The organism is Streptomyces sp. NPDC052101 (assembly GCF_040680235.1).
Classification (GTDB): Bacteria; Actinomycetota; Actinomycetes; order Streptomycetales; family Streptomycetaceae; genus Streptomyces.
The window spans coordinates 563608-583601 of sequence record NZ_JBFAWH010000003.1; the positions used below are offsets into that span (position 1 = coordinate 563608).

Annotated in this window: 20 protein-coding genes; 13 read left to right on the forward strand and 7 right to left on the reverse strand. The window is 72.0% G+C overall.

Annotated elements, in window-relative coordinates; all coding sequences use genetic code 11:
• Entirely contained in the window at positions 1-1599 is a 1599-nt protein-coding gene (locus AB0L75_RS09905) for an RICIN domain-containing protein (protein WP_365177888.1), read from the reverse strand.
• A gap of 307 nt (positions 1600-1906) precedes the next feature.
• Positions 1907-2806 carry an RNA polymerase sigma factor SigF gene (locus AB0L75_RS09910; RefSeq protein ID WP_365177891.1) on the reverse strand — a complete coding sequence of 300 codons (900 nt, stop codon included), beginning with the start codon at positions 2804-2806 and terminating at the stop codon, positions 1907-1909.
• 247 nt (positions 2807-3053) lie between these two features.
• On the opposite strand from AB0L75_RS09910, the gene AB0L75_RS09915 reads away from it, so the two are divergent.
• The 6 genes from AB0L75_RS09915 (at position 3054) to AB0L75_RS09940 (ending at position 8788) form a co-directional block, all read left to right on the forward strand.
• On the forward strand, positions 3054-3431 hold the full coding sequence (locus AB0L75_RS09915) for an STAS domain-containing protein (RefSeq protein ID WP_365177894.1): 378 nt from the start codon (positions 3054-3056) through the stop codon (positions 3429-3431).
• Between the two features lie 403 nt (positions 3432-3834).
• On the forward strand, positions 3835-4404 hold the full coding sequence (locus tag AB0L75_RS09920; RefSeq protein ID WP_365177897.1) for an ATP-binding protein: 570 nt from the start codon (positions 3835-3837) through the stop codon (positions 4402-4404).
• Between the two features lie 167 nt (positions 4405-4571).
• On the forward strand, positions 4572-5288 hold the full coding sequence (locus tag AB0L75_RS09925) for an LPXTG cell wall anchor domain-containing protein (protein WP_365177900.1): 717 nt from the start codon (positions 4572-4574) through the stop codon (positions 5286-5288).
• A 109-nt stretch (positions 5289-5397) separates the two neighbouring features.
• Entirely contained in the window at positions 5398-6405 is a 1008-nt protein-coding gene (locus tag AB0L75_RS09930) for a hypothetical protein (RefSeq protein ID WP_365177903.1), read from the forward strand.
• Positions 6402-7517, forward strand: coding sequence for a hypothetical protein (locus AB0L75_RS09935; RefSeq protein WP_365177906.1), 1116 nt, complete (start codon positions 6402-6404; stop codon positions 7515-7517). Before AB0L75_RS09930 ends, AB0L75_RS09935 begins: the two co-directional genes overlap by 4 nt.
• A gap of 2 nt (positions 7518-7519) precedes the next feature.
• The gene (locus AB0L75_RS09940; RefSeq protein WP_365178084.1) at positions 7520-8788 is read left to right on the forward strand and encodes a hypothetical protein; all 1269 of its coding nucleotides are present in this window, start codon (positions 7520-7522) and stop codon (positions 8786-8788) included.
• A gap of 121 nt (positions 8789-8909) precedes the next feature.
• On the opposite strand, the gene AB0L75_RS09945 is transcribed toward AB0L75_RS09940, so the two are convergent.
• Entirely contained in the window at positions 8910-10415 is a 1506-nt protein-coding gene (locus AB0L75_RS09945; protein WP_365177909.1) for an oligopeptide:H+ symporter, read from the reverse strand.
• 533 nt (positions 10416-10948) lie between these two features.
• Here AB0L75_RS09945 and AB0L75_RS09950 point away from each other — a divergent pair.
• Both AB0L75_RS09950 and AB0L75_RS09955 read left to right on the forward strand, forming a co-directional pair.
• The gene (locus AB0L75_RS09950; RefSeq protein ID WP_020940464.1) at positions 10949-11626 is read left to right on the forward strand and encodes a response regulator transcription factor; all 678 of its coding nucleotides are present in this window, start codon (positions 10949-10951) and stop codon (positions 11624-11626) included.
• A gap of 41 nt (positions 11627-11667) precedes the next feature.
• Positions 11668-12939, forward strand: coding sequence for an ATP-binding protein (locus tag AB0L75_RS09955; RefSeq protein WP_365177913.1), 1272 nt, complete (start codon positions 11668-11670; stop codon positions 12937-12939).
• 12 nt (positions 12940-12951) lie between these two features.
• Here AB0L75_RS09955 and AB0L75_RS09960 read toward each other — a convergent pair whose 3' ends face one another.
• Positions 12952-13458: a GtrA family protein gene (locus AB0L75_RS09960; protein ID WP_365177916.1), complete on the reverse strand. Its 507-nt coding sequence runs from the start codon at positions 13456-13458 to the stop codon at positions 12952-12954.
• A 182-nt stretch (positions 13459-13640) separates the two neighbouring features.
• Here AB0L75_RS09960 and AB0L75_RS09965 point away from each other — a divergent pair, with 182 nt between their 5' ends.
• From AB0L75_RS09965 to AB0L75_RS09975, 3 genes are read left to right on the forward strand one after another with little or no spacing between them, the layout of a single operon-like run.
• Positions 13641-14780, forward strand: coding sequence for a 5-(carboxyamino)imidazole ribonucleotide synthase (locus AB0L75_RS09965; protein WP_365177919.1), 1140 nt, complete (start codon positions 13641-13643; stop codon positions 14778-14780).
• A complete protein-coding gene (purE, locus tag AB0L75_RS09970) occupies positions 14777-15301 on the forward strand; it encodes a 5-(carboxyamino)imidazole ribonucleotide mutase (protein WP_365177921.1) in 525 nt (174 codons plus the stop codon). The genes AB0L75_RS09965 and purE overlap by 4 nt, the downstream gene beginning before the upstream one ends.
• A gap of 5 nt (positions 15302-15306) precedes the next feature.
• Positions 15307-16485: a dipeptidase gene (locus AB0L75_RS09975; RefSeq protein ID WP_365178087.1), complete on the forward strand. Its 1179-nt coding sequence runs from the start codon at positions 15307-15309 to the stop codon at positions 16483-16485.
• Here the strand turns inward: AB0L75_RS09975 and AB0L75_RS09980 are convergent.
• The gene (locus AB0L75_RS09980) at positions 16434-17573 is read right to left on the reverse strand and encodes an alkene reductase (protein WP_365177924.1); all 1140 of its coding nucleotides are present in this window, start codon (positions 17571-17573) and stop codon (positions 16434-16436) included. The genes AB0L75_RS09975 and AB0L75_RS09980 overlap by 52 nt on opposite strands.
• Before the next feature lie 64 nt (positions 17574-17637).
• Here AB0L75_RS09980 and AB0L75_RS09985 point away from each other — a divergent pair, with 64 nt between their 5' ends.
• Together AB0L75_RS09985 and AB0L75_RS09990 are read left to right on the forward strand one after the other, a co-directional pair.
• A complete protein-coding gene (locus AB0L75_RS09985) occupies positions 17638-17997 on the forward strand; it encodes a MerR family transcriptional regulator (RefSeq protein ID WP_365177927.1) in 360 nt (119 codons plus the stop codon).
• Between the two features lie 129 nt (positions 17998-18126).
• Entirely contained in the window at positions 18127-19212 is a 1086-nt protein-coding gene (locus tag AB0L75_RS09990; RefSeq protein WP_365177930.1) for a dipeptidase, read from the forward strand.
• Here AB0L75_RS09990 and AB0L75_RS09995 read toward each other — a convergent pair.
• Both AB0L75_RS09995 and AB0L75_RS10000 read right to left on the reverse strand, forming a co-directional pair.
• Positions 19203-19595 carry a VOC family protein gene (locus AB0L75_RS09995; RefSeq protein ID WP_365177933.1) on the reverse strand — a complete coding sequence of 131 codons (393 nt, stop codon included), beginning with the start codon at positions 19593-19595 and terminating at the stop codon, positions 19203-19205. The two genes, AB0L75_RS09990 and AB0L75_RS09995, sit on opposite strands and share 10 nt — an antisense overlap.
• A gap of 21 nt (positions 19596-19616) precedes the next feature.
• Positions 19617-19985 carry a VOC family protein gene (locus AB0L75_RS10000; protein ID WP_365177936.1) on the reverse strand — a complete coding sequence of 123 codons (369 nt, stop codon included), beginning with the start codon at positions 19983-19985 and terminating at the stop codon, positions 19617-19619.
• Between the last annotated feature and the right edge of the window lie 9 nt (positions 19986-19994).

The window sequence follows — 19994 nt, forward strand, 5'->3', positions numbered from 1 at the left end:
TCACCGTGCCCCCGCCCGCCACCGCTGGTCCCGGCTGTCGTCCAACGGCTGCAGCGCGACCCCGCATCGGCCGTCCGGGGCCACCGCCGTCTCGATGGCGATGTCCGGGCGGATCGTGCCGTCGGGGTCGACGGTGAAGCGGAGGTTGTCGCCGTTGTCGCTGTAGACCGCGTCGCACTCCCAGATGCCGACGCCCCGGTCGACCGATCCCCGGCTGTCCAGGCAGAAGTGGTCGTCGGCTCCGGAGCGCAGCACTCCCAGGTAGGTGTCGAACCTCCAGCGCTGGGTGTCGGAGGAGGAACACGGGGCCGTGATGACGTCGTTGCCCTGCGACAGATCCCCGTCGCGGATGTCCAGGCAGCGGCCCGTCGCCAGGTTCGCCACCTGGGCGAAGGAGGTGCCGGGCGGTGCGAGGGTCGGCGTCGGAGCGGACGTCGGCCGCCGGGAGTGGGACGGGTGCGGGGTCGGGCGGGCGGAACTCGGGGTGGGGGAAGGGGACTTCGACGGGGACCTGGTGGGGGTGGGGGACGGTGACGGGGTCATGGAGACCGTCGCTGTCACCGTCACCGGCGGCGGCGCGGGCGTCGAGGCCGTCGGCTGCTGGTCGTCGGTGTGCGCCGGGGTGAGGGCGAACACCAGGAGCGGGGTCAGGGCCACGCCCAGGGCCGCCGAGGTCAGCAGAATGCGGCGGTGGGGCGGCCAGGCCGGCCTCGCGGCGGGGCGTTCGGGGACGGACGACGGCTCTTCGGCGCGCAGGTAGGCCGTTCCGTTCCAGGGCAGCAGGCCCTCCGCCAGGGTCTGCCGGGGCGCGTCCCGCAGCGCCCGCAGCTCCTCGAACGCGGCGGTGCAGTGCGGACAGCGGGCCATGTGGGCGTCCAGGTCGGCGCTGTAGCGCGGGCCGTCCGGCCGTACCGCCTCCTCGATCAGCCGGCGGAAGCCGGCGCAGCGCGGGTTCTCGGAGGCGGCCGGCGGTCCCCCCACGCCCGCAAGGCCGTGGGGGACCTCGCTGAGGCAGGCCCGGGCCAGGGCCTTGAGCGCCTGCGGGGTGCCGTACGCCACGTCCGCGCGGCTCAGGCCCAGGAAGGCGGCCGTCCGTTCCTCCGGCTCCTCCTCCAGCACGCCGTACCAGATCAGGCCCTGGGCACGGGAGGGCAGCGAGTGGAAGGCCGCAAGGAGGGGCGGGGTGAGGCCTTCGGGGAGGCCGGACGTACGGGGCAGGCCGGACGTGTTCAGTACGAGCAGCAGTCCGGGGTCGAGGCCGGCGGCGCGCTCGTCGCCGGCCCAGGCGGCCGCCAGTCGCGTGGTCAGCAGCAGGAGCCGGTGGCGCAGCGGGACGGCCGGGTCGACACCGCGGGCCGTCTCGCGGGCCGCGGTGGTGATGACCTCGGCGGCCAGCCGGCGGGCGGCGGACTCGCTCGCGGCGCACAGCCGGGCGTAGGCGAGGACCGCCGGATGGTGCCGGCGGCGCAGTTCCTGCAGGGCGGGGTAGGCCGTCGGCGTGGGGGAGCGCAGGAGTTCGGTCAGCCGGGCGTCCGGTGCGTCCTCGTACTCCCTGCCGGTGTCGGTTCCGCCCGCTGTGGCCCCGTCCCCCTGAGACATGCGTTCAGCCTCCTCGCACCACCGGGCGACCGCGCCGCCCTGGCACCGGTCCGACGTGCCAGACGGTTTGGGGGGCCATAGTGGTCCAGGGGCACGGGCGGGAAAAGAGGTTTCCGCGGGTAACCGCATAACGGTTGGGACCACAGGGGCAGTCGGGCAGGGGCGGTCGGGCAGCGGCAGTTGGACAGAGGCGACCGGCCGGAGGGGCGTCAAGCGCCCCTCGTTCGCCGGGCGGAGACGCCGCAGCGGCCCGGCATCGGCGGCCGGGCCGCTGCGCAACGCGTCACGCCGGCAGGGGACGCGGAGGTCACTCTTCGACTGTCAGCCCCTTGCGCAGCCGTACCAGCGTGCGTGACAGCAGCCGGGAGACATGCATCTGGGAGATGCCGAGTTCCTCGCCGATCTCCGACTGGGTCATGTTCGCCACGAAGCGCAGGGAGAGGATCTTCCGGTCCCGGGGCGGGAGTTCGGCGATCAGCGGCTTGAGCGACTCGACGTACTCGATGCCCTCCAGGCCGTGGTCCTCGTACCCGATGCGGTCCGCGAGCGCGCCCTCGGTCTCGTCCTCCTCGGGCTGGGCGTCCAGCGAGGAGGCGGTGTAGGCGTTCGAGGCGGCCATGCCCTCGACGACCTCTTCGTTGGAGATGCCGAGCTTTTCGGCCAGCTCCGGGACGGTCGGGGCGCGGTCCAGCCGCTGGGCCAGCTCGTCCCCGGCCTTGGCCAGGTCCAGGCGCAGCTCCTGCAGCCGGCGCGGCACGCGCACGGACCACGAGGTGTCGCGGAAGAAACGCTTGATCTCGCCGATGATGGTCGGCATCGCGAAGGTCGGGAACTCGACCCCGCGCGAGAGTTCGAAACGGTCGATCGCCTTGATCAGGCCGATGGTGCCGACCTGGATGATGTCCTCCATCGGCTCGCTGCGGGACCGGAAGCGGGAGGCGGCGAACTTGACGAGCGCGAGGTTCAGCTCGACGAGGGTGTTGCGGACGTACGAATACTCGTGCGTGCCTTCCTCCAGCGACACAAGGCGCTCGAAGAGGGTCTTGGACAACGCCCGCGCGTCGACCGGGCCGATCTCGTCGTACGGGGGGATCTCCGGGAGTCCCTCGAAGGGGTCGAGGGCGTCGATGGGATGATGGTCCAGTTGTTCCGGTGGGGGTGTCGACGTCGCGGTCGGGGTATGCGATGCGTCGAGCCGGGGTGACATGGGTGTCCTCCATCGTTCTCGGCATATGGCTGCCGAAGCCTGTGCGTGCACTGCGGTGTGCGGCGCCTCCAAAGCCGGCGTGTAGCGGTAGGTGTACTTACTAGCCCTACCCGGTCCACCGAACCGATCGCAAGTGCGTTCTGTTCAGGTATGTCCGATTATGTAAGGTTCTTCGGGTGCCGGAGTGTGCATGGAAGGCGTAATGTTCGAGAGCAGTCAGCGTCCACGACCTCAGGAGAGAGACGGCATGGACCACGGGACGGTCGGCAGCGCACAGTCGGGCCGGCTTCTGGTGGAGGTGCGGGAAGCGGGCTCCAGCGCCGTTGTGACACCTGCGGGTGAGCTGGACCACCACACCGCCGATCTTCTGCGTGGGCCCCTCGACGACCTTCTGGCCAAGGGCTTCTCGCGCCTCGTCGTGGACTGCACACGCCTGGAGTTCTGCGACTCCACGGGGCTGAACGTCCTGCTCGGCGCCCGACTGAAGGCCGAGGCCGCCGGTGGCGGGGTCCATCTGGCGGGGATGAGGCCGGTGGTGGCCCGTGTGTTCGAGATCACGGGAGCCGAGGCGGTCTTCACCGTGCACGACTCCGTGGAGGCGGCCCTGGCCGACGGCGCCGACTGAGCCCGCCGTCCCCGCTCCTCCCGCGCCGCCGACCGTGGGCGCCCGCGTCCGTCACGCCGAAAACAGGGGTGTTGTGCCGGATCGGCCGGGCAGGAGAGGGCAGGAGAAACGGGACACCCCCTGACGACAGCCGGCCCCGGACCGCCCCGGGACGGCGCGACGACTGGATGGAACGTACGTGCGACGGACGGGCGAGCAGTACGCGCCGCGCGGACGGCACACGCCGTGCGGACAGTGCGCACTGTGCGGACGGCACACGCCGTGCGGACGGCGGGCGGACGACATGCGGGTGTACGGGCGGCGTGCGGACGTGTGGACGCATGGACGACGTACGGACCTGCCGGCACGGATCGGTGCCGGACCTTTCAATCGTGAACTGGTGAATCGGTGAGGTGAAGCGCTGATGAGCACCACCCGGCCTTACTCGCCGGGCGACCGCGGCCCGGAGCCCAGCGGCGCTTCCGGGGCGTCCGAGGGGGGCACGCCGACGGCAGGCGTGCCCGCGGGGGCAGCCGCGCCGTCCGTGCCGTCCGGGGCCGCCGGCGGCACTCAGGACACCGGCGGGCCGCAGGCCCGCAGACTCCGCCTGCAGGGGGAGAGCGGGGTCGTCCCGCTCGCCCGCGACTTCGCCCGCCAGGCGCTGTACGCGTGGGGCTGGCTGCCCGCGGCCGGTGCCGACCAGCGGGCCGCCGCCGAGGATGTACTGCTCGTCGTCTCCGAACTCGTCACCAACGCCTGCCTGCACGCCGAGGGTCCCGACGAACTCTTCCTGGCCTGCGACAACAAGGTGATCCGGGTGGAGGTCTCGGACCGCGGCAGCGGCCAGCCGGCCCCCCGCACCCCGCACCGCGCCGGCCGCCCCGGCGGCCACGGCATGTTCATCGTGCAGCGGCTGTGCCTGGACTGGGGCGTCGTCCGCCCCGCGGGCCGGCCGGGCAAGACGGTGTGGGCGGAGCTGGGCGCGCCGGGGTAGCCGGCCCCGGGCGGTCCCCCGGGCCCCCGTCTCCACTCCGGCATCTCTTCGCGCACGCCGGATCGCCACAACTCCGGCGTGCGCCGCGTCTTCCTTCCTCACGACCCCCGGCGTACCTTGACGGCCGAATCTGATATGCCGTCAGGAATGAATGGGGTGGACCGACCGTGTCGTACCCGAAACGAACCGCCGCGCTCGCGTCCGCCGCGGCCCTGGCCGCAACGGCGTTGCTGCTGGCGGCGCCGGCGGCCCACGCCGATGTCGTCGACGTCAACTACCGCTGCCAGACCCCGATCGGCGTCAAGAGCGCCGTCTCGCCCATCGACATGAAGGGCGTCAAGAGCGGCAGCGGCTACAAGATCACCATGTCCTGGCAGAAGGGCGTCTCCTCCAGCCCCGTCGAGCTGGGCAAGGGTGCGATGAGCCCGAGCGCCACCATCGAACTGGGCGGCGCCGACAGCGGCACGCTGCCGGTCAGCGGTCCGCCCAACGCGGCCGCGATCCCCGCCAACACCCCCATCAGGATCAGCGACTTGAGCGGCACCTACACGCCGAGGAAGACCGGCGAGGTCACCTTCACACCGGGCACGCTCATCATCAAGGCACTCGGTACGACGACGACCTGCACGCCGACCAACAGTCCCCGACCCGGGCTGACACTGGACGTGACCGCGGCAGGCGGCTCGTCGTCCTCCAACGGCAGTTCCTCGTCGTCCTCGTCGTCGTCCTCGTCCTCGGGCGGCTCCTCCTCCGGCGGGCAGCTCCCGCAGACCGGCCCGGAGGACTCCGCGATCGCCCTGGGCACCCTCGGCGGCACGGTGCTCCTCGCCGGTGCGACGGGCGCGCTCTGGCTGACCCGGCGAGGCCAGACCGCACGCCGCTGACCCGGGCCGACGCCCGCCGAACCCCGGCCACCGGTCATCGCCGGACCCCGGGTCATCGGCCATCAGCCGTCGGCCGTCGCCGAACCCCAGGCCACCGCTGGAGCCGCCCATGCCGTCCGCCGCCCGCGCCCTGACCCGCCACCGGCGCCCGCCCCGGGCCCGCGTGCCGCTCCCGCCCCGCGTCGCCCTGCCCGCGGCCCTGTGCCTGTGCGCCCTGCTCGGCGCCGCGCCCGGCGCCCACGCCGCCACGGGCTGGTCCGTCACGCCCGCGGGCGGCGGCCGTCCGTCCTTCTACGCCGAGGGCCCGCCCGGCACGGTTCTGCAGGACACGGTGTCCGTCACCAACCCCGGCCGCACACCTGTCGTCGTACGGCTGTCCGGCACCGGCCTGCGGACCGTCTTCGCCGAGCAGGCAGGGCACGGGATACGCGTCCCGGCCCGCACCCGCGCCGAGGTCCCCTTCACGGTGACCGTGCCGGCGGGGGCCGCGCCCGGCGACCGCTCCGGTGCCGTCGTCGCACGGGACGCGCGGGGGCGTACGGCGACCGTCCCGATCCGGCTGCGCGTCGGCGGCCCGGCGCTCGCCGCGCTGACCGTCGAACACCTCGCCGTACATGCCGACCGCATCACGTACGAGCTGGTCAACCGTGGTACGACCGTCCTCGTGCCGAGGCTCGCGGTGCGCGCGGACGGTGTGCTCGGCCGGGTCCTGGACCGCGCGCCCCGCACCCTCCCCGTCCGTCTGCGCCCCGGTGCCCGCCTGAAACTCACCGAGCCCTGGCCCGGCCGGCCCGCGCTGGACGCCGTCGACATACGGCTGACGGTCACCGCACCCGGCGGGGCGCACGACACGGCGACGGCGTCGGCGCGGTTCGTGCCGTGGCCGACGGTGGCGGGCACGCTCGGCACGCTGCTCACCGGGACAGCCGCACTCCTGGCCGTACGCCGACGCCACCGACACCGCGCGCAGCCCGACGGGCCTTTCTCCGACCGCTCGGCGACCGATGTCCCGAAGGCCGGCCGGGGCCGCGGGCCGATGGCCGGTGGCGCCCGAAGCGCGGTTGACGCCGAAGGCGGTTGCTCCGGTGGTGCGTTGATGGAAGGCGCGGTGAAGTGAACGGGAAGGGCGGGAAGGTACTGCGGACTCTGCGGCTGTCGGCAGCGGTGGGGGCGGTGTTCGCGCTGCTCCTGCTGCCGCTCGCCGGTCCGGCGGCCGCGGCGGACGGGCCGGTCGTGAAGCTGTCGGCGGCCGAGGCCGGCACCGGCGGTTCGCTCACCGCCACCGGCACCGGCTGGCGGCCGCACACGCTGCTGATGCTGCTGGTGTGTGGGCGGGCCACACCGTCGCGGGGTGTCATCGGCGGCACCAACTCCTGCGCCAACGGCGACGGACGCGCCGTGACCACCGACGCCCAGGGCGCCTTCGGCAAGAGCCTCCCGGTCGCCGAACCACCCGTGCCCTGCCCCTGTGTGGTGCACGTGGCCACCGTCACCGGCGCCAAGGCGGAGGCGGACGCCGTCCTGCGGGTCGCCGGGCATCCCGTCGCCCCGCTGCCCGCCGAGGACACCGGCGCCCGGCTGTCGATCCTGTCCGACACCAGGCTGACCGGTTCGGGCGGCGTACTGACCTGGTTCGGTGCCCCGCCGAGCCGCACCCTGGTCTTCACCGTCGGCAACTCCGGCACGGGCACCCTCAAGGATCCCGTCTTCCAGGTCGGCTCCGCGCACGGCGTCTTCGCCCCGCAGTGGGACGACCGGCAGTGGCACGGCACCCTGGCACCCGGCAGGAAGGCCGAGGTCAGACTGCCCGTCGAACTGTCCGCCGGAGCCCACGGCGACTACACGGTGTCCCTGAAGTACGACGGCAAGGTCCTCGCCGAACAGCCGTGGGGCGTGGGCCGCCCCTGGGGCGTGACGCTGTTCTGGCTCCTGCTCTGCCTGGTGGTGCCGGCCGCGCTGTTCCGTATCGGCATGGCCGTGGTGGACCGCGTACGGCCGCGCCGCCCGGGCGGCACCCCCCGCAGCGCCCACCGGCGGCTGTCCCGGCCCGCCCTGCGGCTGCCGCTGTCGCTGCCGCGTTCCCGCGCCGCCGAAGCGCCCCCCTCGACCCCGACCCTGCCGTGGTTCGCTCCGGACTCCGTCCCGGGCGACCCGGCCGGCCGGCTCTCCGCACCGCACCCCGACAGCCCGACGAGTCCTACGACTCCCACCAGGAAGGGACCCACGTGAGCATCCGAAGGAGAGGTACGGCCGCGGGCGCCGCGCTGGCGCTGAGCGGTGCGGGCGTCCTGCTCGGCCTCGCCGCGACCCCCGCGCAGGCGGCCGAGGTGGCGTTCGCCACCCACTGTGTGCCGCCCGCCGGCATCAGCCCGGTCGACGGCACCACGAAGGTCGAGATCACCGCGCCGGCCACGGCGAAGGTGGGTGACACGGTGGACGTCGTATGGAAGTTCGTCCAGGCCGCGTCCAAGAACCCCGACATCATCGACCTGCCCGCGAACTCGGTCCAGCCGTCCGGCGTGCTGAAGGCGGCCGGCGCGCAGACCGCCGACATCGCGATGCAGGGGCCGCGGCAGAACCCGGCGATCCCCAAGGGCGGCGCCATGGTGCTGTCCGACATGAAGGGCAGCCTCAAGCTGACGGCGCCCGGCGAGGTGACGCTGACACCGGACGCGTACACCGTCAACGCGATGTCGACGGACACCAAGTGCACGCCGAAGGAGACCGTGCAGAAGGCGGCCACGATCCAGGTGACGGGCGGTGGCGGCGGCACGTCCAGTTCGACGCCGACGCAGTCGACGACCCCGACCCAGTCGAGCACGCCGACGCGGTCGGGCACCCCCACGGCCACCGCGAGCGGCGGCGGTGGCCAGACCGACTTCACCGGCAAGGAGGTGCAGATCCCCTACGCCTGCAAGACCCCGATCGGTGACAAGAACGCGACCTCGCCGGTGCAGATCAACGCCAGGAGGAACAGCGGGAACTTCGACCTCACCGTGCAGTTCAAGAAGTCGGTGATGAACAGCCCCGCCGACATCCCGGCGAACTCCGTGAAGCCGTCCATGGAGGTGGTGCTGGGCGGTGCCGACAAGGGCACGGTGCATGTGGAGGGGCCGATGAACGCGAAGCCCATCAAGTCCGGCGACCCGATCGACATCCCGGACCTCACCGGCACCTACAAGCCCGGCGCGAGCGGCAGTTCGACGCTGTCCCCGGGTGTCCTGACGATCAAGGCGCTCGGTACGACCACGACGTGCACGCCGACGAAGACCGAGGTCTCGCTCACCCTGGACACCAGCCAGCAGCCGGGCGGAGCATCCGGAGGCACGTCCACCTCCGGCGGTTCGACCGGCGGGAGCAGCGGCTCGGGCTCCGGCGGCCTCGCCGAGACGGGCGCGAGCGACCACGGTGCCCTGAAGGCCCTCGGCCTGGTGGCGGGCACGGCGATCCTGCTGGGCGGCGCGGTGTTCACGTTCATGCCGGGGCGTAGGACGCGCTAGCCGACCTGAAGGGGCGCGGGGCGGCGTCCACGGTGCTCAGCGCTTCCCCGCACACGCCGAGAGGGCCGCCGCACCCACGTGGATGCGGCGGCCCTCTCTCGGCCAGGCCCAGCGGCAGCGACTAGTGCACGTCGCCCATGAGCTTGTTGACCTTCTTGCGGAACATCCAGACCGCCACACCGGCGAGCACGGCGAGCACGGCCTCCAGGGCGACGAAGCTCGTCTTGTCGAGGTTGACCCCGCCGACGGCCGGGTTCGACATCAGCGCGGTGATCGAGTCGCCCGCGGTGACGGCGAGGAACCAGACGCCCATCATCTGGGAGGCGTACTTCTTCGGCGCCATCTTCGTGGTCACGGACAGACCCACCGGCGACAGCGTCAGCTCACCGATCGTCTGCACGAAGTAGATCGCGACCAGCCACATCGCCGCGGCCTTGTGACCGCCCTCGGCGATCGACAGCGGGGCGAGGAAGACGAAGAACGACGCGCCGATCAGCACCAGACCGGAGGCGAACTTCACGATCGTGCTCGGCTCCTGGCCGCGCCGGTTCAGCCACAGCCACAGCCAGGCGAAGACCGGCGCCAGGGCCATGATCATGACCGGGTTGACCGACTGGTACCAGGAGACCGGGAAGCCCCAGCCGAGGATGGAGTTCTTGGCCGAGCTGTCCGCGAACAGCGACAGGGTCGAACCACCCTGGTCGTAGATCATCCAGAACACCGCGGCGGCGGCGAAGAACCAGATGTACGCCCGCACCTTCGACTTCTCGGCCGAGTCCAGGTCCTTGTCGCGCAGCATCCGGCCGATGACCAGGATCGGAACGATCAGACCGATGACGGTGAGCGGGATCAGCGCCCAGTTCAGGGTGAAGTGACCGCTGCCGCCGACGACGCCGTAGAAGACGGCGGCGACGGCGAGCCACATCAGGCCCTTGCGCAGGGTGGCGGACTTCTCCTGGGCCGACAGCGGGGTCGGGACCACGCTGCTCTTCTCGCTCAGGTGGCGGCCGCCCAGCAGGTACTGGGCCAGACCCAGCGCCATGCCGAGCGCGGCCAGCGCGAAGCCCAGGTGCCAGTTGACGTTCTCACCGACGGTGCCGATGACCAGCGGTGCGACGAAGGCACCCATGTTGATGCCGATGTAGAAGAGCGTGAAGCCACCGTCGCGGCGCGGGTCCTCGGGGCCCTTGTAGAGGTGGCCGACCATCGTGGAGATGTTGGCCTTCAGCAGACCCGAGCCGATGGCGACGAGGCCCAGGCCGACGAAGAAGCTGGCGGCCACGGGCAGTGCGAGGCACAGGTGGCCGAGCATGATGATCAGGCCCGCGACGGCGACCGTCTTGCGGGGGCCGAGCACACGGTCGGCGAACCAGCCGCCGGGCAGGGCGAGCAGGTACACGAGCGACACGTACACCGAGTAGATCGCGGTCGCCGTGCCCGCGTTCATGTGCAGGCCACCCGGGGCCACCAGGTACAGCGGGAGCAGGGCCCTCATGCCGTAGTAGGAGAACCTCTCCCACATCTCGGTCATGAAGAGAGTGGCCAGGCCGCGGGGGTGGCCGAAGAAGGTCTTCTCGGAGCCGGGGGTACCCGGTCGGACCGAGTCCTTCGTCAGGCTGGACGCCATGGTCGTTCCTTGCTGGTCGGGGCGCGGTGGCTGGTGGGGGTCCCCCCGGCCCGAGCTGAGTCGAGAACTGGGGGAGTTGCGCGCCCGTGGGGGTGCGGCCGGCACCGGCAGGGTCGGTCGTCCACCCCCACGCCCAGGGGGAGTCCGCCTCCGGATCACGGAGAGCGGCGGACGGCGACCACCGGGATCCACGCCCCCGACGCGACGATGCGTCCGGAGCCCGGCCAGAGGTCATTCCTTTCGAGGCTGGTGTTCACCAGCCCGCACACAAAAGAGACCTTCAGCGTCATCTGCCCGCCAAAGGTCCCCGGTGTACTACAGGCGTTCAGGTCACCATACGGCAGGACACTGCCGGATATGGAAGGACTTGAGACGCGGATCACAGGTGTCGGGGGAACCGCGGGAAGGGATTCGAAGGTCTCTCCTACGATCGCATCCCCGGAGTGATGGTTCGTACCAGCGGCGTACGAAGGTAAGAGTTCGTGGAAGCGATCACACCCCGGCACCGTGCGCAGGCGGTCTACCATCACCTCATGACCCGTGTACTGCTCGCCGAGGACGACGCGTCCATCTCGGAGCCGCTGGCCCGCGCCCTGCGCCGGGAAGGTTACGAGGTCGAGGTGCGCGAGGACGGACCCACCGCGCTCGACGCCGGAATGCAGGGCGGCGTCGACCTGGTCGTACTGGACCTGGGCCTGCCCGGCATGGACGGTCTGGAGGTCGCCCGCCGGCTGCGGGCCGACGGCCACACCGTGCCGATCCTCATCCTGACCGCGCGGGCCGACGAGGTGGACACCGTCGTCGGCCTGGACGCGGGCGCCGACGACTACGTCACCAAGCCCTTCCGGCTCGCCGAACTGCTCGCCCGGGTGCGGGCGCTGCTCCGGCGCGGCGCCGCGGAGCCGCAGCAGCCGCCGGCCACCCACGGCGTGCGGATCGACGTCGAGTCGCACCGGGCGTGGATGGGCGACGAGGAACTGCAGCTCACCGCCAAGGAGTTCGACCTGCTGCGGGTGCTGGTGCGGGACGCCGGCCGGGTCGTCACCCGCGACCAGCTGATGCGCGAGGTCTGGGACACCACGTGGTGGTCGTCCACCAAGACCCTCGACATGCACATCTCCTGGCTGCGCAAGAAGCTCGGCGACGACGCGGCGAACCCTCGCTACATCGCCACGGTGCGCGGAGTGGGCTTCCGCTTCGAGAAGAGCTGAACCCCTTCCCGGGGCCCAGCCATCACCTCAGGTAACGGAACATGCGCCGACGTCTCATCCAGTCCACCCTCGCCGTCGTCCTGGTCGTGATCGCGGTCTTCGGTATCTCCCTGGTGATCGTCGAGACACGGACGATCAGCAACAGCGCCCAGGAGCGGGTGGACTCCGAGGCGATCCGGCTGGCCAGCATCGTGGACAGCCGGATCCTCGCCGCCGAGAACGTCAACGCGGAAGTGCTGCGCAACCCGGTCAGCAAGGACCAGTACGCGCTGATCCGCATGCCCGGCCATGCGCCCATCGAGATCGGCACCAAGCCCCAGGGTGACGTGATCCACGCCACCCAGCAGGGCGAGGAGGGCGAGACGGTCACCGTGCAGGAGCCGCGCTCCGCGGTGACCCGCGAGGTCGGCCGGACCCTGCTGATCATCGGCCTGGTGGCGCTGCTCGCGGTGGTCGCGGCCGTCCTGCTCGCCGTACGGCAGGCCAACCGGCTCGCCTCCCCGCTGACCGACCTCGCCGAGACCGCCGAGCGGCTCGGCTCCGGCGACCCCCGCCCCCGGCACAAGCGCTACGGCGTCCCCGAGCTGGACCGGGTCGCCGATGTGCTGGACTCCTCCGCCGAGCGGATCGGCCGCATGCTGACGGCCGAGCGGCGCCTGGCCGCCGATGCCTCCCACCAGCTGCGCACCCCGCTGACCGCGCTGTCCATGCGCCTTGAGGAGATCACCCTCACCGACGACCCGGACATCGTGAAGGAAGAGGCGAACGTCGCGCTCACCCAGGTCGAGCGGCTCACGGACGTGGTCGAGCGGCTGCTGACGAACTCCCGCGACCCGCGCACCGGCTCCGCCGTCACCTTCGACCTCGACGAGGTCATCCAGCAGCAGCTCGCCGAGTGGCGGCCCGCCTACCGCAGCGCCGGCCGGGCCATCGTCAGCTCCGGCAAGCGGCATCTGCAGGCCGTCGGTACACCGGGCGCGGTCGCCCAGGTGCTGGCGGCACTGATCGAGAACTCCCTCATGCACGGTGGCGGCACGGTCGCGCTGCGCACCCGGGTCACCGGTAACCAGGCCGTGGTCGAGGTCACCGACGAGGGCCCGGGAGTCCCGGCCGACCTGGGCGCGCGGATCTTCGAGCGGACGATCAGCGGACGGAACTCCACGGGGATCGGCCTGGCCGTCGCCCGGGACCTCGCGGAGGCCGACGGCGGCCGGCTGGAGCTGCTCCAGGCCCAGCCGCCGGTGTTCGGCCTGTTCCTCTCCCGCACCCCCCCGGCCCGCAAGCCGGACGAGGAGCACCCGACGGTGCGCTGAGCGCACCGCCGGTCACGGAACGCGCTGGGACTTCGGCTCAGGCTCGGAGTGCGGCCTCTTCGACTCGGCCACCAGGATGGACTCCGCCTCCTGCGACGGCTGCACGCGGAAGACCCAGGTGCGGTACGACCAGAAACGGAACAACGTCGCGATGCCGATGCCGGCGAACTTGGAGACGTTGCTCTGCAGCGGGCTGTCCCAGCCGAGCCCGTAGGTCGCCAGGTACAGCACGCCGTTCTCGATCACGAGGCCGATCGCGCTGAAGAGGAGGAACAGCGTGAGTTCCTTGGTGCGGCCGCTCTTCTCGCGGTCCCGGTACGTCCAGTACCGGAAGCCGACGTAGTTGAAGACGATCGCGACCACCGTCGCGATGATGCTGGCGCGCACCACCGGCAGATCGGACACGTGCCGGACCAGGTTGAACACGCCGAGGTTGACAAAGATGCCCGCAACGCCGACGGTGCCGAACTTGGCCACCTCGCGTACGAGCCGTCGCAGCCCCGAGGAACGAGGTTCCATGGCTGTACAAGCTCCCGTCGGTAGGTTTCGTAGCCCAGCCATGCTAACCAGACGGAGTAGCCGACGCCTCCGGACTGGGTCATAGCTCGGGAACAGGTCGGAAAGAGGGCGGAAAGTGGCGGGTAAGAGATCGTCGAAGGTACGCGATCCGGCCGCCCCGGCGTGGCCGATACGCTAGGGGTGTGACGTTCCCGGTAGTCGGCATGGTCGGCGGGGGGCAGCTCGCGCGTATGACGCACGAGGCGGGCATCCCGTTGGGCATCAGGTTCAAGCTCCTCAGTGACACCCCTCAGGATTCCGCGGCGCAGGTCGTGAGCGATGTCGTCATCGGCGACTACCGCGACCTCGACACGCTGCGTGAGTTCGCGCGCGGTTGCGATGTGATCACCTTCGATCACGAACACGTACCCACCGAGCACCTCAGGGCCCTGGAGGCGGACGGCATCCCCGTCCGTCCGGGGCCTGACGCGCTGGTGCACGCCCAGGACAAGGGCGTGATGCGCGCGAAGCTCGACGCGATCGGCATCCCGTGCCCGCGGCACCGGATCGTGACCGATCCCGAGGACGTGGTGCGGTTCGCGGCGGAAGGGGACGGCTTCCCGGTCGTCCTGAAGACCGTCCGCGGCGGCTACGACGGCAAGGGCGTGTGGGTCGTGGAGACCGCCGAGGAGGCCACCGACCCGTTCCGGGCCGGCGTCCCGGTGCTCGCCGAGGAGAAGGTCGACTACGTCCGCGAGCTGGCGGCCAACGTCGTACGCTCCCCGCACGGCCAGGCCGTCGCCTACCCGGTGGTGGAGTCGCGGCAGGTGAACGGCGTCTGCGACACGGTCATAGCCCCGGCCCCCGGCCTGGACGACTCCCTCGCGCTGCAGGCCGAGCGGATGGCCCTTACCATCGCCAAGGAGCTGGACGTCGTCGGGCACCTCGCGGTCGAGCTGTTCGAGACCCGCGACGGCCGCGTCCTCGTCAACGAGCTGGCGATGCGCCCGCACAACTCCGGGCACTGGACCCAGGACGGCGCGATCACCTCGCAGTTCGCCAACCACGTCCGCGCCGTCCTCGACCTCCCGCTCGGCGACCCGCGTCCGCGGGCCCCGTGGACGGTGATGGCCAACGTCCTCGGCGGCGACTACCCGGACATGTACTCCGCGTACTTGCACTGCATGGCCCGCGACCCCAAGCTCAAGATCCACATGTACGGCAAGGACGTGAAGCCCGGCCGCAAGGTCGGACACGTCAACACCTACGGCGACGACCTGGACGACGTGCTGGAGCGCGCCCGTCACGCAGCCGGCTATCTGAGAGGCACGATCACCGAATGAGCCCTGTTGTTGGCATCGTCATGGGGTCGGACTCCGACTGGCCCGTCATGGAGGCCGCCGCCAAGGCCCTGGACGAGTTCGAGATCGCGTACGAGGTCGACGTCGTCTCCGCGCACCGCATGCCCCGCGAGATGATCACGTACGGCGAGCAGGCCGCCGACCGCGGGCTGAAGGTGATCATCGCCGGTGCGGGCGGTGCCGCCCATCTGCCGGGCATGCTCGCCTCGGTGACCCCGCTGCCGGTCATCGGCGTGCCGGTGCCGCTGAAGTACCTCGACGGCATGGACTCGTTGCTGTCCATCGTGCAGATGCCGGCCGGGGTGCCGGTCGCCACGGTCTCCGTCGCCGGTGCCCGCAACGCCGGTCTGCTCGCGGCCCGTATCCTCGCCGCGCACGACGAGGACCTGCTGCACAAGATGCGCGACTTCCAGCAGGACCTGAACGACCAGGCCACCGAGAAGGGCAAGCGGCTGCGCGCCAAGGTCGAGGGCGCGGGCAGCGGCTTCGGCTTCGGGAAGTGAGCGCCGTGGCACCGCTGGACGAAGCCCGTGCGCTGCTGCGCGAGTTCCCGGTCGTCGACGGCCACAACGACCTGCCGTGGGCGCTGCGCAAGAAGGCCCGCTACGACCTCGACACGCTCGACATCGCCGCCCACCAGAACGCGGACCTGCACACCGACCTCCCGCGGCTGCGCGAGGGCGGGGTCGGCGCGCAGTACTGGTCGGTGTACGTGCCCTGCGAGGAGTCCGAGCCGGTGGCGGCGACGCTGGAACAGATCGACTGCGTACGGCAGTTGCTGGCTCGCTATCCGGCCGACCTGGCGCCCGCGCTGACCGCCGCGGACATGGAGGCGGCCCGCGCGGACGGCCGGATCGCCTCCCTGATGGGCGCCGAGGGCGGCCACTCCATCGCCAACTCGCTGGGCACCCTGCGCGGTCTGTACGACCTCGGCGTGCGTTACATGACGCTCACCCACAACTCCAATGTGGACTGGGCGGACTCCGCGACCGACGAGCCGAAGGCGGGCGGTCTGACCGCGTTCGGCCGTGAGGTCGTGCGCGAGATGAACCGGATCGGCATGCTCGTCGACCTCTCGCACGTGGCGGCGACCACGATGCGGGACGCGCTGGACGCGACCTCCGCGCCGGTGATCTTCTCGCACTCCTCCTCCCGCGCGGTCTGCGACCACCCGCGCAACATCCCCGACGACGTCCTGGAGCGGCTGCCCGCCAACGGCGGCGTGGCGATGGCGACGTTCGTGCCGAAGTTCGTGCTCCAGGCGGCGGTCGACTGGACGGCCGCGGCCGACGACAACCTGCGCGCCCACGGCTTCCACCACCTCGACACCAGCGCCGAGGCGATGAAGCTGCACCGCGAGTTCGAGGAGCGCACGCCGCGTCCGGTCGCCACGGTGTCGACGGTGGCGGACCATCTGGACCACATGCGCGAGGTGGCCGGCATCGACCACCTGGGCATCGGCGGCGACTACGACGGCACGGCCTTCACCCCGGACGGCCTGGACGACGTCTCCGGCTATCCGAACCTGCTCGCCGAACTGCTCCAGCGTGGCTGGTCCAAGGCCGACCTGGCCAAGCTGACCTGGCAGAACGCGGTGCGGGTGCTGGGCGCGGCGGAGGACGTGGCCCGTGACCTTCAGGCCACGCGCGCCGCGTCCAACGCCACCATCGGGTCGCTCGACGGCTGACCGCCGAGGGCGGGGTAGTCGTTGTAGCCGGCCGCCCCGCCCACGTACATGAAGTACCGCTCCCGGACCGGGTTCAGGGGTGCGCCGAGGCGCAGCCGCTCGACCAGGTCCGGGTTGGCGAGGAACGGCCGGCCGAGCGCCACCAGGTCGGCGCCGGCCGCCAGCATCTCCCGGGAGGCCCGGGTGACGGCCTCGGTGGTCAGGTCGGTCAGATCCGGGTTGCCGATCAGGAGGCCGGGCCAGTCGGCGCGGATCCGCCGGTACCAGCCGGCCTGCGGGGCGGAGCGGACCAGGTGCAGATAGGCGAGGTCCAGCCCCTTCAGAGAGGCGAGGAGCGCGGCGTAGAGGCCGTCGGTGTCGTCCTCGCGGACGCCGTTGACGGTGGAGGCGGGGGAGATGCGGAGGCCCACCCGGTCCGCGCCGATCGCGTCGGCCACCGCCTCGGTCACCTCCGCCGCGAACCGCACCCGTCGCCCGGTGGAGCCGCCGTAGGCGTCCGTACGCCGGTTGGTGTTGTCGGCGAGGAACTGGTGCAGCAGCATCCCGTTGGCCGAGTGCACCTCCACGCCCTCGAAGCCCGCGTCGACGGCCCGGCGCGCGGCGGCGGCGAAGTCGGCGACGGTGGCGCGGATGTCGTCCGCCGTCATCTCCCTCGGTACGACGGCCGGTCGGTGCCCGCCCGGAGTGAAGATCGTCTCCGGTAGCGGGACCGGGGACGGGGCGAGCGGGGTCAGGCCGCTGGTCGCCGGGTGACCGACCCGGCCGCCGTGCTGGAGCTGCAGGAACATCCGCCCGCCGGCCGCCCGCACCGCGCCGGTGACCCGCCGCCAGCCGGCCGTGTGCCGGTCGGTGTGGATCGCGGTGATGTCCGGGTACGTCTGCCCGGCCGCGTTCGGGGTCGAGCCCTCGGCGACGATCAGCCCGGCCGAGGCGCGCTGGGTATAGTGCGCGACCATCAGGTCGGTCGGGGTGCCGTCGGCCTCCGCGCGGTTGCGGGTCAGGGGAGCCATCACGAGGCGGTTGGGGAGGACGAGCCGGCCGAGACGGGCGGGGGCCAGGAGGTCCGCGGAATCCGTTGTCTGCGTCATGGCCGTACCGTAGAACCTGACATTGACGTCAGATTCAAGCCCCGAGATCCTCCGGAGGTCCGGCATGCGGATCGGAGAACTGGCCCGGCGCACCGGCGTGAGCGAGCGGTCGCTGCGCTACTACGAGACCCAGGGGCTGCTCACCGCCGAGCGCACCCCGGGCGGCCACCGCGACTACCCGGAGCGCGCCGTCGACCGGGTCATCCGGATCCAGGAGCTGTACGCGGCCGGGCTGCACAGCGAGAAGATCCGGCAGCTGCTGCCCTGCATGCGCGACCAGGACGGCGGCCCCTCCGCGATCGCCACACCGCGGCTGGTCACCGACCTCACCGCCGAACGCGACCGCATCGACCGCATGATCGCCGACCTCAGGCGTTCCCGGGAGACCTTGGACGAGGTGATCCGCACGGCCCGCGAGAGCTGACCGGCGTACCCCCGAACGCCCCACTCACCAGGAGGTCCTCCTCCGCTCCGTGCGACCGTGGCGATACGCCGACCGCGTCACGGCCCAGGGCCGCGACCGGACGCAGCCCACCACGTACGGAGCCCCGCCATGGCCGACCTCCAGCACGACATGCCCCGCACGACCGAGGTCGGCGCGGACGACGGCCTGCTTGAGAACCGCACCGCCCAGGAGCCGCTCGCCGTCCATGTGGAGCGGGCGCACGCCGTGCTCGCCGCCCACCCGGTCGCCGACGGCTACAGCGGGCTGCCATGGGCCCTGCGCCATCTGCCCCGCTACGACCTTCAGCTGGGCGAGGCGGCCATCGACACCGACATACCCCGGATGCGCGAGGGACACGTGGGCGCGCTGTTCTGGTCGCTGCATCTGCCCGAGGGCCCCGGCGGCGGCCGCGCCACGGCCGCGACCCTGGAACAGCTGGACCATGTCCATGCCGTGATCGAGGCCCACCCGGAGGGGCTGCGCCTGGTGCGCACCGCCGGGCAGATCATCGACGCCCGCAACTGCGGCCGGGTCTCCGTGGTGCTGGGCCCCGCCCACGCCACCGCGATCGAGGACTCCCTCGGCGTCCTGCGCATCCTGCGCGCCCTCGGCCTGCGCGTGCTCACCCTCACGGGCACGGACTGGGCGGGCGAGCGGGGGCTGACCCGGTTCGGCGAGGAGGTCGTCCGCGAGATGAACCGGCTCGGCGTGCTCGCCGACGCCTCCGGGGCCTCCGCGGTCACCGCCGCACGCGTCCTCGCGCTGTCCAGGACACCGGTGCTGTGCACCCGCTCCGCCGCCTGGGCCCTGCGCCCGCACCCGGCCAACCTGCCCGACGAACTGCTCGCCGCACTCGGCGCGGCGCGGGGCCTGTGCATGGTGCCGCTGACCGCCGAACAGACCGGGCCGACGGTCCACGACGTCGCCGACCACCTCGACCACGTCCGCGAGGTGGCCGGACCGGAGTGCGTCGGCCTGTCCGGCACCTACGACTCCGGCGTCGTCCACCCCCGCGACCTCGCCGACGCCTCCCGCTACCCCCACCTGATCGCCGAACTGCTCCGGCGCGGCTGGTCCGAGACCGAGCTGGCCCTACTGACCTGGGGAAACGTCCAGCGGGTGGTCCGCAGCGCGGACTTCGCCGCCCGAGCCGCCCAGCACCACCGGCCGGACACCCGCACCGATCACGGGTGATCGATCCGGCACAGGCAGAACGGATGCCCGGCCGGATCGGCGTACACCTGGAAGTCCTTGGTCTCCCGGTCCTCCAGATCCAGCGGCCGCGCCCCCAGCGCGAGCACCCGCTCATGCGCCGCGTCGATCTCCGCCCAGGTCCGGCCCGCGTCGAAGTCGAGATGGAACTGCTGGCCGTTGCGGTCGGCGCGCGGCCACTCCGGCGGGCTGTATCCCTCGACGCGCTGGAAGCCCAGCCGCGGGCCGTCCGGCACCCGCAGCACGACCCAGTCCTCGTCCTCCACCTGCGGGGTGCCCCCGGCCACCGCCGCGTAGAAGGCGGCCAGCGCATACGGATCGGGGCAGTCGAGCACGACGTTACGGAAACGGGCGACGGACGCCACGATGTCCACCTCCAGGACGGCTCAGCAGGCGCAGAGACAGAACGGGTGCCCCGCCGGGTCGGCGTAGACACGGAAGGTCCGGGTGCGGTCCTCGGTGTCCAGCGGCCGCGCACCCAGCGCGAGCACCCCCTTCTCGGCCGCGTCCAGGTCCTCCACCGTCAGGTCCAGATGGAACTGCTGCGAGTCCCCGGGCGCGGGCCACTTGGGCGGCACGTACCCCGGCGCCCGCTGGAAGGCCAGCGAGGGCCCGTCGGGCACCGTCAGGTCCACCCACGAGCCGTCCTCGGAGTCCCCCTCCACCGTGCCGCCCAGCACTCCGGCGTAGAAGCCGGCCAGCGCACGGGGATCGGGACAGTCCAGCACCACGACACCGAGCTTGGCGAGAGCCATGACTACCTC

Bases quoted from the DNA above. Each gene is read 5' to 3' on its own strand.
- AB0L75_RS09905 (WP_365177888.1), bottom strand. From the start codon at position 1,599: ATGTCTCAGGGGGACGGGGCCACAGCGGGCGGAACCGACACCGGCAGG.
- AB0L75_RS09910 (WP_365177891.1), bottom strand. From the start codon at position 2,806: ATGTCACCCCGGCTCGACGCATCGCATACCCCGACCGCGACGTCGACA.
- AB0L75_RS09915 (WP_365177894.1), top strand. From the start codon at position 3,054: ATGGACCACGGGACGGTCGGCAGCGCACAGTCGGGCCGGCTTCTGGTG.
- AB0L75_RS09920 (WP_365177897.1), top strand. From the start codon at position 3,835: ATGAGCACCACCCGGCCTTACTCGCCGGGCGACCGCGGCCCGGAGCCC.
- AB0L75_RS09930 (WP_365177903.1), top strand. From the start codon at position 5,398: ATGCCGTCCGCCGCCCGCGCCCTGACCCGCCACCGGCGCCCGCCCCGG.
- AB0L75_RS09945 (WP_365177909.1), bottom strand. From the start codon at position 10,415: ATGGCGTCCAGCCTGACGAAGGACTCGGTCCGACCGGGTACCCCCGGC.
- AB0L75_RS09950 (WP_020940464.1), top strand. From the start codon at position 10,949: ATGACCCGTGTACTGCTCGCCGAGGACGACGCGTCCATCTCGGAGCCG.
- AB0L75_RS09955 (WP_365177913.1), top strand. From the start codon at position 11,668: ATGCGCCGACGTCTCATCCAGTCCACCCTCGCCGTCGTCCTGGTCGTG.
- AB0L75_RS09960 (WP_365177916.1), bottom strand. From the start codon at position 13,458: ATGGAACCTCGTTCCTCGGGGCTGCGACGGCTCGTACGCGAGGTGGCC.
- purE (WP_365177921.1), top strand. From the start codon at position 14,777: ATGAGCCCTGTTGTTGGCATCGTCATGGGGTCGGACTCCGACTGGCCC.
- AB0L75_RS09980 (WP_365177924.1), bottom strand. From the start codon at position 17,573: ATGACGCAGACAACGGATTCCGCGGACCTCCTGGCCCCCGCCCGTCTC.
- AB0L75_RS09985 (WP_365177927.1), top strand. From the start codon at position 17,638: ATGCGGATCGGAGAACTGGCCCGGCGCACCGGCGTGAGCGAGCGGTCG.
- AB0L75_RS09990 (WP_365177930.1), top strand. From the start codon at position 18,127: ATGGCCGACCTCCAGCACGACATGCCCCGCACGACCGAGGTCGGCGCG.
- AB0L75_RS10000 (WP_365177936.1), bottom strand. From the start codon at position 19,985: ATGGCTCTCGCCAAGCTCGGTGTCGTGGTGCTGGACTGTCCCGATCCC.